Consider the following 12,764-nt stretch of genomic DNA (forward strand, 5'->3'; position numbering starts at 1 on the left):
GGCTGGAGGTCGGCTCTCTGGAGCTCTCCCCAGCACGCGCTCGCCGGCAATTCCACCGGCCGTGGCGAGGCTCGCCACAGCATTCCGCCGATTACCAGTGCTGCTATGACGGCGAGCGCCAGGGCGGATATGAGAGATCGTCGACCCAGGTGCGGACGTCCTACCGGCTCATGCCTGTCCTGCGCCTCCAGCGCCACGGCTCACCCCCTGATAGAGCGTCCCATAGCCGACGCCGTAGCCACTCTGTGCGCTGGTGGCGGCCGAATCGGCAAGTGTCTGAACGGTCTGCGCATCGAGCGAGGTACCTACGGCAGCTGCGCGGACGGCCGCCTTGGCGGACTCGACGGATCCCCAGGTCTCCAGGATGGACGCGGTTTGGTCCCGGGCCATATTGGTGCTGTCGATCCTGTACTTGCCTGCGATGTTCTGGATCATTTCGTCGGCCTGCTTGTTGACGTAGTCCCCGAGCACCGGTGCTTTTGCTGCTTCCTTGCCTGCGCTCAGGTCCCAGGCCTTGGTGGCCCACTCGGCCCGTTCGTCGATCTTCGCGTTGTACGCGGCATCACTGATCTGGTGGGTGTGGTACACCTCGTCGACCCGACCGCCGTTGAGGACACCGGCCATCACGCCGCCGGGTTGCGCGGTGTTTCGGACCGCCTCGGCCAGAAGGTCGCCATGACCGGGATTCTGAAGCAGCACATCGTGAATCTGTGCCGCGGTGTAGGCCTGCTGGGCGTGCAGCACGCTGGCGTAGGCCTCCGGATCCCGACCAAGCGCGGCCACCAATCTGAGTGTGTCCGCGCTGTTCAACGGCGCACCGGGAGTGTGGCTCTGTTGCGGCCCGGAGGGCCCGCCGGCGATTGCCTGCTGCGCGTCAGCGACATGGGCCGCCACCATGTGGCCCAAGCTGCCGTTCAGGGGCGCGAAGGGCGCCCCGTCGCCATGGATCAGGTCTGGTCCGTTCTGGTGCCCGAAGGTGCTGACCACCTGGCTCGTGAGGTCGTTCATGGCGCCGCTGTGCGGCGGCAGTGCGACATCGGGCGGCGCGTCCCATGCTGCGCCGGTCGTCGCTGCCTCCAGCGCGTGTCCCAGTGACGTCGCTTCGTCCGGGGCGACTCCGCCCGGGGCATCGTTCTTGCTCAGCAGGACGTCCTGCAGCACCCCGCTCTTCGGGTCCGTGAGCTCGTGCAGGTAATGGTTCTCGGCGCCCGTCCTGAGGACCGTGCCGTCCGGGTTGTAGAGGGTGGCCGGGTCGTGGAAGTACTGCAGGGCCGCGTCCGGGCTGTGGCCCAGTGCCTCCAGCACCCCCGACATCGGGTTGTAGCCGCCGTCGCCCGAACCCAGGCCGTCGCGGTGGACCAGGCCGCTCAGCGCCGTCGCCTCGTTCCAGCGGCCGGGGTCGGCCTCGGTGAGTTGGGTGATGTGCTCGGCGACGGGGGTGAGGAAGTGCGGGTCGTACTGCCCGGTGCGCAGCACGTTGGAGAGGATCTGATAGCCGTACGGTCGGCCACCGGGCGGGCTCCCGGTGCTAAGGGAGTACTGCGTGGCGCCGGCCTTGCGGAGCCCGGCCTCCCAGTCGTCGGACAGATGGGGCTGGTTGCCGGACCTGGTGGCCGTCGCCAGGGTGAGGCCCAGATCTCCCTGGAGGTCCGTCAACATCCCCGAGCGTGGACCCTGCATCAGACCGGGACCTTGGTCCAACCTGCCGAGGTCCTTGAGGAACCCCTCCGGCCCGAGCGAGGTGTAGAACGCCGTGGCGAACCGGGGATCGTCGTGGTGTGCCTTCAGCAGGGCGTCGAGCTGGGCGACCTGGGCGTCGGTGGCCTTGTCGCCGAGTCGCATGAGGTCCGCGGCCTGCTGCGCCTCGATCTCCGAAATACCGCCCAGTGGAGCGCTGTTGAAGGAGCTCGTGCTACTGCCCGTGTCGGCCGACAGGGCAGCCACCATCGCGTTGTCGGCTTCGGTGGCACGGGCGACGGCGGCATCGATGGCCTGCTTGACCAGGTCCGCGTTCTGCTTGGCGGACTTGGCGTAGGCGGTGGCGTCCGGGTCGTCGGGGTTGCCCTTCGCCTCCCACTGCACGGTCCCGCTGCCGTCCACCGTCATCGCGTGGTCGGCCGCCTCCTGCAGGGCCCGGGACAGGTCCTGCTGGGCGGCGAGGAACTCGGTGTGCGCGTCGCGCAGCGCGACCGCGAGGGCGCCGGCCTCGTCGAAGGCCGCGTCGATCTGGGTGCGGATCCCGTTGATGGCGGCGGCCGCACTGGTGGCGGCATCACCCCGCCAGTTGGTGCCGCGGAGCGTCGCGAGCACGCCGCTGTTCAGTGACTCGCCGAGGTCCCACCGGCGGACCAGCCGCTCGAAGTCGGCGGCGAAGGCGTCCAGCGAGGCGAGGTCGGTGTTGTGGAGCTCGTAGAACGTCACCATGTCCGACTCCTCAAGAGGCCTGGAACCGCCGCTGGTTGTGGTCCTCGCCCTGGGCGTAGGTGCGGGCCGTGGTCTCCAGCTTGGTGATCAACTGGTCCAACGTGCTGCTGAGCGCCTGGGCCTGCAGACTCCACGTCTGCCACGCCGCGCTGATCGCCGCGCTGCTCGCCCACCCGTTCAACGAGCTGACCGCCTGCCCGAGGCTCGCCTCCGGACCGCCGCACTCGGCGCGCAGGGCAGCCTGCAACGCCTGCGCGTTCTGCCCGGCCTGCTGCAGCGCTGCCGGGTCCACCGACACCACCGTCCCCCCGGTGGCCGGACTCCACCCCGGCGCCGGCGCGTGCGCAGCCGCCGCCGCGAGGTCGGGGAACTGCTGCTTGGCCTGGTCGGTCAGATTGCCTGCGCTGTCGAACAGCCAGGGATTCATCCGGCGTTCGAACTCCAGTGGATCGCTCATGCGCCCCCCAGCGCTTCCACGGCACGGGTCGGTCCCGTGACCGGGGATCAACATACCGTGACGGTGTTCGACTGTCCGGTGTTTCGCGTTCACGCTGTGTGCGGGCTTCGCAAGGCCGTTCAGAGCGGGGGATCGGTCAGTGGGACCAGAAGGGGTCGTCCAGGGTGGGGAGCAGGTCCAGGTTCCCGTTGGCGCTGGTGGGTTCGGTGGGGCGTGGGCCGAACGGGTCGGTGCTCGCTGCCGGGTCCGGGGCTTTGATGGGGCTGACGTTGGCAGTGAGCGTGACATTTCCCGGGTAGCCGACTGTCAGGTGAATGGCCTCCTGGTCGCTGGCTCTGGCGAAGATGGCAGGCATGGTGGCGTCGGCGTTCACGCTCTCGATCGTGTAGCCACGTGCCTTCCAATGGCGTTCCACCAGACCGAGCAGGGCCCCGTATTTGGTCGGATCGACCTTGGTCGTGATGAACCTGTCGAGCGAGACATTGGCGGTGCCCCGCGGCGTGTCATTCTCCGTGACATCAGGCCAACTGTCCCTGAAGCCGAGCGAAGGTGTGACCGCGGCCATGGTGTCGTCGAGAAGCGCGGTGAGCTTGACCTTCGCCTCAGTGGGAGTCATCACGGTGGCCTCGGGTCCAGGCTTCGCGGACTGGCAACCGCTCACCAGAGTGAGCGTCATCAACAGCGCGAGCAGGTGCGGGAGTCTTGGTGGATTCATCGGTACGGCTGGGTCTTCACTCGGTCGGCGTGTCCGGAGACGATCTGCCCGATGTTGGTGAGTGAGTTGCCGCCACTCGAATCCAGGTAGTTCGAGTGTGCGGAGAAGCTGTGTGCCGGGCCATCTGCCACGTCGAAGCGCCGTGCGCCGAAGTCAGCGCTCGCGGGATCACGGCCGAACCAGCGTTCTTCGAGGTTTCCAGTCAGGTTGCCGACCGGATCGGGGGTGTAGGTGACGGGATCGTTCTCGGCAGCTCCGACCCATACGTGGTCCGTCGGGATTCCGAGCTGTGACGCGTGCTCGGCTCCAGTGCCAGGGCTCCCGATGAGGATCATGTCGTCTGCGTGATCACCGCCCGGACTCTGCCCAGAGAGGCCAACGGTCAAGGAACCGTAGCTGTGGCCCAGGGCGGTCATGTGTGCCGGCGAGCCTTCGTGGCTGGCGCGCAAGCCGGCCATGAATGTGGAATAGCTGACCGCGCCCGCCTTCGCACGTTGGTCATCCATCACCTCCAGCGAGGCAGGATCCAGCTTGTCGAGCCCAGGAGGAGGGTCGTAGCCGAGCCAGACGATCGAGGCTGTGCCCCGTGTGGGATCCGCCTTGTTGGCTGCCTTCCAGACGTTGAACGCCCGGTCCCCGTCCTTCCCCCCGACGTTCCCCAGTTCCGTCCCCAGTCCCGGGACGTACGCGCTCACGTTGGTGGCCGTGTCCGGGTTGCCGAAGGAGAGGATGCCGCGGCCCTGGCCCTGGTCCGACACGCCGAGGAGCAGGACCGGTGGTGTGGTGCCGCTGCGGTCGAGGCGGGCCTGGATGGCCTGGAAGCCGGCCAGTTTGGTGCGGTCGGCGGGGGTGGGGCGGTCCGCGTAGGTGGTCAGGTAGCGGGCGAGGGTGAGGCGGTTGGCCTGGTCCCGGGCGGTGGCGGGGAGGCCGTCGCGGTTGCCGATCAGGTCGGGGCGGGTGGTGATCAGGTGCTGTTGTTCGTCGGCGGGGAGGCTGCGCCACCACGCGGCCACCTCGGTGGGGGCCGTGGTTGCGGGTGGGAAGGCGGCGGCGAGCAGGTCGGGGGCGGCGACGGCGGGGGAGAGGGGATCGGGGGCGTACCCGCGGTAGTCCAGGGCGGTGCCGTCCGCGGCGGCCCGGGTGTGGGCGGCCAACTGCTCGGCCAGCGCGCGGTCGGCGGTGTCCGCGTCGATCAGTGCGCCACTGACCCGGGACGCGAGGTCGTCGTCCGCGGCGGCGTCCGGGTGTCCCTCCCCGTCCACCGCGACCCCTGTGGCGGCCGCCTCCGCCAGTGCGTCCGTCAGGCGGGCCTGGGCCAGTCGCAGGGCCTCGCCGCCGCTCTGCAGGGTGGCCGCCAGGGTGAGGAGTTCGGCGCGGGCGGAGAGCAGCTGGTGCTCGGCGGACTCCAGGGTGGTGCGGCAGCTCTCGGCGGCGGCGCCCTGCCAGCCGGAGTTGACGGTGCGGCAGAGCACGGCGGAGCGCCACTCCTCGGCCTGGTCGCGGAGTGCGCCGGCCAGTTGCTCGCAGGCCTCGGCGGCGTCGGGGAGGGCGTTGGGTCGGGCGTCGCGCAGCGTGGCCAGGTCCATCAGCGGCCGGCCAGCGCGCTGCGGAAGCCGTCCAGGGCCGAGAGCTCGCCGGTTCGGTAGCGGTCGGCCGTGGTGCCCAGCTGCTCGGCCTGCGCGGTCAGCTGCTGCCCCAGCTCGCCGAGGACCGTGTGCCACGCGGCGCCCCAGGACTGCAGGGCGGCGGCGGTGCGCCAGCCGGGCAGGCCGACTGCCGCGCCCGCCACGGCCGCGCCCAGCCGGTCGGACTGGACCGGCAGCAGATCCGCCACCGCGTGCGCCGAGGAGCCGGCGGCGGTCAGTTCGTCCGGTCGGACCTGGAACCCGTCGCTCATCGCGCTCCCCACTCCCGCTACCTGACGTGGGCAAGCATATGCAAAGAGTAACGAGCGTGGGCAAACCAAGACTGCGTGCCCCGCCCTCGGTCCGCCCAAGCCCTCCTCAGTCCTCCTCGGCGATCGCCTTGATCGCCGCCAGGCGGCGGTCCCAGGCCGCTCCGCGCTCGGTCAGCCAGCGGGCGGTGTCCAGCAGGGGTGCGGTGCGCAGGGCGTGGCGGACCTCGCGGCCGGTGCGGTGGGGCTCGACCAGTCCGGCCTCGGCCAGGACGGCCAAGTGCTTGACCACCGCCTGCCGGGTGACCGGAACCGCGCCGGCCAGCTCCGTGGCCGTCGCGCTGCCGTCCGGGCGGGCCGCGATCAGGTCCAGCAGCTGACGCCGGGTCGGGTCGGCGAGGGCGGCCAGCACCGGTCCGGGGCCGGACCCGCCCGCACGACCGCCCGCACGACCGCTCGCGCCCCCGTCCCCGCCTCCACCTCCGCTCGCGCCCCCGTCCCCGCTCACGCCTCCGCCCCCGCCCCCGCTCACGCGGCCAGCGGTTCGGCGTACCGGCGCAGGCCGGTCAGGGTGCGCTCCCAGCCGGCACTGTTGGCCCGGTGGCGCTCGGCCCGGTCCGGCTCGGCCATCAGCACGCCGGCCAGGCCGCTCTCGACCACCGTGAGCAGGGTGCCGCCCTCGGTCGGGGCGAGCCGGTACTCGACCAGGGTGGAGTTCTCCGGGGTCGGGTCGGCGCCCTGCGGGCCGGCCACGGCCCAGCGGTAGGCGAGCAGGTGGGGCGGGTCGAGGCGCTCGACGACGGCGGGCAGCGGACCGTGCGGCGGGTGGTCGAAGACGATCCGGCCGCCGGGGCGCAGGTCCACCGAGGCGGGGGTGCCGACGCCGAACCACCGGCCGATGTGCTCCGCGGTGGTCAGTACGGCCCAGACCCGCTCGACGGGGGCGGCGATGGTGATCTCTCGTTCGATCCGGTCCGGAACCACGGCGACTCCCAGGGCTGTGCCCGCGGCGGCGGGCGGGCGGCGGACTTCGATGTGCAACCCAACGGTTGCACATCGAGGCAGAAGCGCACCACCCCGGAGTGTGTACGAACTTTGCGCGCCCCCGTCACCCGAGCGGCGGCTGTCCGGGGCCCGGCCCGGGAGGCATGGTCGATCCATGACGATTGACAAGGCGTCAGAGCAGGGCGGCGCGCCGGGTCCCGGGGAGAACGAGGGGCTGGGGCGGGTGGCGGCTGCCGCCTTCGTCGGGACGGCGATCGAGTTCTATGACTTCTTCCTGTACGGGCTGGCTGCGGCCCTGGTCTTCGGGCGTGAGTTCTTCCCTGTGCTCGGTGCGGCCAACGCCCTGCTCGCCGCCCTCTCGGTGTACGCGGTGGCCTTCGTCGCGCGACCGGTCGGCGCGGTGTGCTTCGGGCACTTCGGCGACCGGGTGGGTCGAAAAGCCGTACTGGTGGCGTCGTTGCTCCTGATGGGGCTGGCCACGGCGGCGGTCGGCCTGCTGCCCGGGTACGGGCGGTGGGGCGTGTGGGCGCCGGCGCTGTTGGTCCTGCTGCGGTTCGCGCAGGGCTTCGGACTGGGCGGCGAGTGGGGCGGCGCGGCCCTGCTGGTGGCGGAGTACGCGCCGCGGCACCGGCGCGGCCGGTGGGCGGGCTACCTCCAGCTGGGTCCCGCGGTCGGCAGCGTGCTGGCCACCCTCGCGTTCCTGTCCCTCTCGCTCACCCTGACGGAGCGCCAGTTCGTCGCCTGGGGCTGGCGGCTGCCGTTCCTGGGCTCGTTGCTGCTGGTCGCGGTGGGCCTGTTCGTCCGGCTGCGGATCGCCGAGACCCCGGTCTTCGCCCGGGCCGCGGGGGAGCGCGACAGCGTGCCGGTCCGCACCGTGCTGCGCGACCACTGGCGCACCGTGCTGCTCGGCACCGGCGCCCTCTCCTTCGGCTACGCGCTGTACTACCTGGCCAGCACCTACGCCCTCGGGTACGCCACCGGGCAGCTCGGCGTGCCGCGCACCCTGATGCTGGGCATGCAGCTGCTGTCCGCGCCGGCCGGCGCGCTGGCGGTCTGGTGCAGTGCGGGCTGGTCCGACCGCTGGGGGCGCCGGCGCACGGTGCTGGTCGGCACGGCGCTGGCGGCGCTCTGGTCGCTGCTGCTCTTCCCGGCGCTGGAGAGCCTGCAGCCGGAGCTGATGCTGCTGGCCCTGGCCGGCTGCTCGCTGCTGCTGGGGGTGCTGCTCGGTCCGGTCGCGGCCTACCTGCCGGAGCTCTTCCCGACCCGGATCCGGTACACCGGCGCCGCGTTCACCTACAACCTGGGCGGGGTGTTCGGCGGGGCCACCGCACCGCTGCTGGCCGGCCGGCTGACCGCGAGCTACGGCACCGCGGCCCCGGTCGGCTGGTACCTGGCGGGGCTGGGGGCGGTCGCGATCGCCTGCCTGCTCGCGCTGCCGGAGACCAGCGGGACCGATCTGAGTCTGGGTCAGCTCCCGGACGCCCCGGGCCCGGCCCGCCGGGCGGCCGCCGTCGGCAGCGAGCCGGCCGCCTAGCCGCAGTCCGGCCGCCTAGCCGCAGTCCGGCCACCTAGCCGTGGTCCGCCCGGCCTCGCCGTCCCGCCGCCCGGCGGGGCCACCCGGCCCTGCCGGACCGCCTCCACTGCCGCACCGCGCCACCGCCCCTCATCACCACCCCGCACCACCGCCCCGCGCCACCTTCCCGCCACCCCCGCCGCGCCGCCCCGGGCCACCTCTCCGCCCCGGGCGCGCACCCCGGCCGCAGGGGCGTGCACCGACCGGCGGTCACCGATTTCCCAATCCCCCCGATGACCATGTAATGTCTTCCTCGTTCGACCGGTTCGCCCCTATAGCTCAGTCGGTAGAGCGTCTCCATGGTAAGGAGAAGGTCTGCGGTTCGATTCCGCATGGGGGCTCCAGAGAAAGGCCTCCGCCATCACGGCGGGGGCCTTTTCGCTATTCTCCTGCTCCCCGGGCCGGACGGTCCTGCCGGTGGTGGTCCCGCCGGTCTCGAACTCGTCACTTTCCAGCGCCCCGGGTCCGGGATGCGCTGTGATGGTGCGTCAACAGGCGGGTGGCGTACGGCCGGTACGCGGCGAGCGGGCGATGTCCCGCGCAGGTGGGGGAGGGCCCCTTGGGCGTACGGCTGGTCGTGGTGGACGATCACAGACTGCTGGCGGAGGCGTTGGCCGCGGCGCTCCAGGTGCGCGGCCACCGGGTGCTGGCGGTCGGCTCGCCCGGTTCCAGCGCCCCGGAGCTGGTGGCCCAGCGCCGCCCGGACGTCTGCCTGCTCGGCGTGGCCCGCCCCGGCGCTCCCGGGGCCTTCGCGGGTGTCCGGCGGCTGCGCCAGGAGCGGCCGGAGGTCGCCGTGGTGGTGCTCGCCCCGGTGGACGACCTGCGCGGCGTGGCCCACGCCTTCGCGGCCGGCGCCGCGGGCTACGTGCGCAGCGACGAGCGGATCGAGGTGGTGGACCGCTCGATCACCCGGGCCCGGGCCGGCGAGGCCGCGGCGTCGGTCGAGGTGCTGCAGGCCGCCTTCGACTGGCTGCTGCACCCGGTCCGCGAGCCGGACGACGAGGCGCTGCGACTGCTCGGCGCGCTGACCCGGCGCGAGGTGCAGGTGCTGGCCCGGATCGCCGAGGGGCAGGACACCCACCAGATCGCGGCCGGCATGGGCATCGCCCCCAGCACCGCCCGCACCCACGTCCAGCGGGTGCTGATGAAGCTCGGGGCCCGCACCCGACTGGAGGCCGCGGCGGTCGCCGACCGCACCGGATTGCTGGCCCGACTGACCCGCGACTGACCCCCGACTGACCCGCGGCTGGACCCGCAACTGACCCGCAACTGAGCCGGGTCCGGACCGCCCCACACCCTCCCACCTGCCCCGAACCCGTGCCGACCGGTCGGCACGGGCCGCAGCCATGCGCGGATCCCTCTCAGTCTGTTGACTGCTGATGAGTAATGTTTGATTATGTGTGAAGCAGACGGCGGTGCTGGCTTCACCTAGGGCGGAAGACTGTGCGCAAGACAACGACCAAGCTGGCGGACGGCCGCGAGCTGATCTACTACGACCGGGACGACCGGCAGCTGCGCGAGGCGCTGGACCGGCGTCCGCTGGAGCCCACCAGCAGCCTGGCCGAGCTGCGCCGCGACCCGGTCTCCGGCGACTGGATCACCGTCGCCGCGCACCGCCAGGGCCGCACCTACCACCCGCCGGCCGACCAGTGCCCGCTCTGCCCCAGCCAGGGCGAGCACCTGAGCGAGATCCCGGCCGCCGACTACGACGTGGCGGTCTTCGAGAACCGCTTCCCCTCCCTGGCCTTCGACTCGGCCGACGCCGTGCGCGCGGTCGAGGACGACGACCTGCACCAGGTCCGCCCGGGCATCGGCCGCTGCGAGGTGGTCTGCTTCACCGCCGACCACGGGGCCTCCTTCGCCGACCTGGACGAGGCCAAGGCCCGCCTCGTGCTGGACGCCTGGACCGACCGCACCGCCGAGCTGAGCCTCGCCTCCGGGGTCGACCAGGTCTTCTGCTTCGAGAACCGCGGCGCCGAGATCGGCGTGACGCTGGCTCACCCGCACGGCCAGATCTACGCCTTCCCGTTCACCACCCCGCGCACCCTGAAGATGATCGCCAGCGCCGACGAGCACCGCGCCCGCACCGGCCGCAACCTGTTCGAGGACCTGCTGGTGGCCGAGCGGGCCGACCCCGTGCGGGTGGTGCTGGCCGGTGAGCACTGGACGGCGTTCGTCCCGTTCGCCCCGCGCTGGCCGTACGAGGTGCACCTGTACCCGAACCGCCGGGTGGCCGACCTGACCGAGCTCGCCGAGGCCGAGCGGGCCGAGTTCCCGGGCCTGTACCTGGAGCTGCTGCGCCGCTTCGACCGCCTGTTCGGCGAGGGTGCTTCGCCCACCCCCTACATCGCCGCCTGGCACCAGGCCCCGCGCCGCGGCGGCGCCGAGCTGGCACTGCATCTGGAGCTCTTCACGATCCGTCGTACCGTAGGCAAGCTGAAGTTCCTGGCCGGGGTCGAATCCGGCATGGACGCGTTCGTCAACGATGTGTCGCCCGAGGCGGCGGCACAGCGCCTGCGGGAGGTCGCAACATGAGCAAGTACCTGGTCACCGGTGGTGCCGGCTACGTCGGCAGCGTGGTCGGGGCGCACCTGCTGGAGGCGGGGCACCAGGTCACCGTGCTGGACGACCTGTCCACCGGGTTCGCCGAGGGCGTGCCGGCCGGCGCGGAGTTCGTCCGCGGCCGGATCCAGGACGCCGCCGAGGTGCTCGACTCCTCCTTCGACGCGGTGCTGCACTTCGCCGCCTCCTCGCAGGTCGGCGAGTCGGTCGCGGACCCGGAGAAGTACTGGCGCAACAACGTGGCCGGCTCGCTGGAGCTGATCAGCGCGATGCGCAAGGCCGGCGTGCGCAAGCTGGTCTTCTCCTCCACCGCCGCCACCTACGGCGAGCCGGAGGTCACCCCGATCGCCGAGACCGCCCGCACCTCGCCGACCAACGCCTACGGCGCCACCAAGCTGGCGGTGGACCACCTGATCACCAGTGAGGCGATCGCGCACGGGCTGGCCGCGGTCAGCCTGCGCTACTTCAACGTGGCCGGCGCGTACGGCGCCTACGGCGAGCGGCACGACCCCGAGTCGCACCTGATCCCGCTGGTCTTCCAGGCCGCGCTGGGCCAGCGCCCGCACATCTCGGTCTTCGGCGAGGACTACCCGACCCCGGACGGCACCTGCATCCGCGACTACATCCACGTCGCCGACCTGGCCGAGGCCCACCTGCTGGCGCTGGACGCGGCCAAGCCGGGCGAGCACCTGATCTGCAACCTGGGCAACGGCAGCGGCTTCTCGGTCCGCGAGGTGATCGAGTCGGTCAAGCGGGTCACCGGCCGGGAGATCCCGGTGGTCACGGCCGAGCGCCGCCCGGGCGACCCGGCCGTGCTGGTGGCCTCCGCCGAGCGGGCCCGCCGCGAGCTGGGCTGGGTCCCGAAGCGCCCGGAGCTGGACGCCATCGTGGCGGACGCCTGGGCCTTCACCCTCAACAAGTACGAGCAGCAGCACCAGGGCTGATGCCCCGACCGCGGGAGAGCGAGACGTGACAGACGAGTTCGAGCAGGTCTTCGGAACGGTGGCCGCCGGTGTGTGGGCGGCTCCGGGCCGGGTGAACCTGATCGGCGAGCACACCGACTACAACGCCGGGTTCGTGCTGCCGATCGCTCTCCCGCACGCGGTCAGGGTGACCGCGGCCCCGCGCACCGACGGCCGGCTGCGGCTGTTCAGCAAGCAGGGCGACGACCGGATCACCGACGTCGAGGTGGACTCGCTCGCGCCCGGGGCGCCGAACAGCTGGGCCGGCTACCCGGCCGGGGTGGTCTGGGCGCTGCGCGAGGCCGGGCACCGGGTGGGCGGCGCCGACCTGTACTTCGACAGCGACGTGCCGGGCGGCGCCGGCCTCTCCTCCTCGGCGGCGCTGGAGTGCGCCACCGCGATCGCCTACCGCGACCTCTACGACCTGCCGCTGACGGCGGCCGAGCTGGCCCTGCTGGCCCAGCGGGCCGAGAACCGGTTCGTCGGGGTGCCCTGCGGGGTGATGGACCAGATGGCCTCCGCCTGCTGCGAGGAGGGGGCCGCGCTCTTCCTGGACACCAGGGACCTGAGCTGGCGCCAGGTGCCGCTGCGGCTGGCCGAGCAGGGGCTGGCGCTGCTGGTGATCGACACCCGGGTCAAGCACGACCTGGGGGACGGCGCCTACGCCGGGCTGCGGGCCGGCTGCGAGCGGGCCGCCGAACTGCTCGGACTGGCCGCGCTGCGCGACCTGCCCGAGGCCGGGCTCGCCGCCGCTTTGGAGGTGCTGCCGGCCGAGCTGGCGCCGCTGGTGCGGCACGTGGTGACCGAGGACGCGCGGGTGCTGCGGGCGATCGAGCTGCTGGACAAGGGCGAGTTCGCCGCGCTCGGGCCGATCCTGACGGCGGGTCACGCCTCCCAGCGGGACGACTTCGGGATCTCCTGCGCGGAGAGCGACCTGGCGGTGGCCACCGCGCTGGAGGCCGGCGCCCTGGGCGCCCGGCAGACCGGTGGCGGCTTCGGCGGCTCGGTGATCGCCCTGGTGCCGCAGGAGTCGGCGGCGGCGGTCGAGCAGGCCGTCCACACCGCCTTCACCGCCGCCGGGTACGGCAGCCCCAGCACCTTCCCCGCCACCCCGGCCCCGGGGGCCCGGCGGCGGCGCGGACACCCCCCCCCCCCCCCCCCCCCCCCCCCCC

At 72.5% G+C, this 12,764-nt stretch carries 12 protein-coding genes and 1 tRNA gene; 6 read left to right on the forward strand and 7 right to left on the reverse strand.

The genetic code is table 11. The annotated features are described in order from the left end of the window. Window positions 1–168 precede the first annotated feature (168 nt). From ACFW1A_RS16640 to ACFW1A_RS16670, 7 genes are all read right to left on the reverse strand, one after another. Window positions 169–2,424: a hypothetical protein gene (locus ACFW1A_RS16640; RefSeq protein WP_380409635.1), complete on the reverse strand. Its 2,256-nt coding sequence runs from the start codon at window positions 2,422–2,424 to the stop codon at window positions 169–171. Window positions 2,425–2,434: 10 nt separating this feature from the next. Next, window positions 2,435–2,881 (reverse strand): hypothetical protein, encoded by a 447-nt coding sequence (locus tag ACFW1A_RS16645; RefSeq protein ID WP_380409637.1) that lies wholly within the window; start codon window positions 2,879–2,881, stop codon window positions 2,435–2,437. A gap of 136 nt (window positions 2,882–3,017) precedes the next feature. Beyond that, complete coding sequence (locus tag ACFW1A_RS16650) at window positions 3,018–3,557, reverse strand: hypothetical protein (RefSeq protein ID WP_380409639.1); 540 nt, start codon at window positions 3,555–3,557, stop codon at window positions 3,018–3,020. Between the two features lie 35 nt (window positions 3,558–3,592). After that, window positions 3,593–5,182 carry an alpha/beta hydrolase gene (locus ACFW1A_RS16655; RefSeq protein ID WP_380409641.1) on the reverse strand — a complete coding sequence of 530 codons (1,590 nt, stop codon included), beginning with the start codon at window positions 5,180–5,182 and terminating at the stop codon, window positions 3,593–3,595. Next, window positions 5,182–5,493 (reverse strand): hypothetical protein, encoded by a 312-nt coding sequence (locus ACFW1A_RS16660; protein WP_380409643.1) that lies wholly within the window; start codon window positions 5,491–5,493, stop codon window positions 5,182–5,184. The genes ACFW1A_RS16655 and ACFW1A_RS16660 overlap by 1 nt, the downstream gene beginning before the upstream one ends. 106 nt (window positions 5,494–5,599) lie before the next feature. Then, on the reverse strand, window positions 5,600–5,902 hold the full coding sequence (locus ACFW1A_RS16665) for an ArsR/SmtB family transcription factor (protein WP_380409645.1): 303 nt from the start codon (window positions 5,900–5,902) through the stop codon (window positions 5,600–5,602). Window positions 5,903–6,018: 116 nt separating this feature from the next. Continuing rightward, window positions 6,019–6,474 carry an SRPBCC family protein gene (locus tag ACFW1A_RS16670; protein WP_380409647.1) on the reverse strand — a complete coding sequence of 152 codons (456 nt, stop codon included), beginning with the start codon at window positions 6,472–6,474 and terminating at the stop codon, window positions 6,019–6,021. A 175-nt stretch (window positions 6,475–6,649) separates the two neighbouring features. Here ACFW1A_RS16670 and ACFW1A_RS16675 point away from each other — a divergent pair, with 175 nt between their 5' ends. From ACFW1A_RS16675 to galK, 6 genes are all read left to right on the forward strand, one after another. Then, window positions 6,650–8,029 carry an MFS transporter gene (locus ACFW1A_RS16675; RefSeq protein ID WP_380409649.1) on the forward strand — a complete coding sequence of 460 codons (1,380 nt, stop codon included), beginning with the start codon at window positions 6,650–6,652 and terminating at the stop codon, window positions 8,027–8,029. 307 nt (window positions 8,030–8,336) lie between these two features. Further along, a tRNA-Thr gene (locus tag ACFW1A_RS16680) sits at window positions 8,337–8,412 on the forward strand. Window positions 8,413–8,627: 215 nt separating this feature from the next. After that, window positions 8,628–9,296, forward strand: a complete 669-nt coding sequence (locus ACFW1A_RS16685) for a LuxR C-terminal-related transcriptional regulator (protein ID WP_380409651.1) — start codon at window positions 8,628–8,630, stop codon at window positions 9,294–9,296. A gap of 215 nt (window positions 9,297–9,511) precedes the next feature. Continuing rightward, window positions 9,512–10,603 carry a galactose-1-phosphate uridylyltransferase gene (gene galT / locus ACFW1A_RS16690; protein WP_380409653.1) on the forward strand — a complete coding sequence of 364 codons (1,092 nt, stop codon included), beginning with the start codon at window positions 9,512–9,514 and terminating at the stop codon, window positions 10,601–10,603. Next, window positions 10,600–11,574, forward strand: a complete 975-nt coding sequence (galE, locus tag ACFW1A_RS16695) for a UDP-glucose 4-epimerase GalE (protein WP_380409655.1) — start codon at window positions 10,600–10,602, stop codon at window positions 11,572–11,574. The genes galT and galE overlap by 4 nt, the downstream gene beginning before the upstream one ends. Window positions 11,575–11,599: 25 nt before the next feature. Further along, a partial coding sequence (gene galK, locus ACFW1A_RS16700) for a galactokinase (RefSeq protein ID WP_380409657.1) occupies window positions 11,600–12,764 on the forward strand: 1,165 nt, incomplete at its 3' end.

This window comes from Kitasatospora sp. NPDC058965, assembly GCF_042741245.1.
Taxonomy (GTDB): Bacteria; Actinomycetota; Actinomycetes; order Streptomycetales; family Streptomycetaceae; genus Kitasatospora.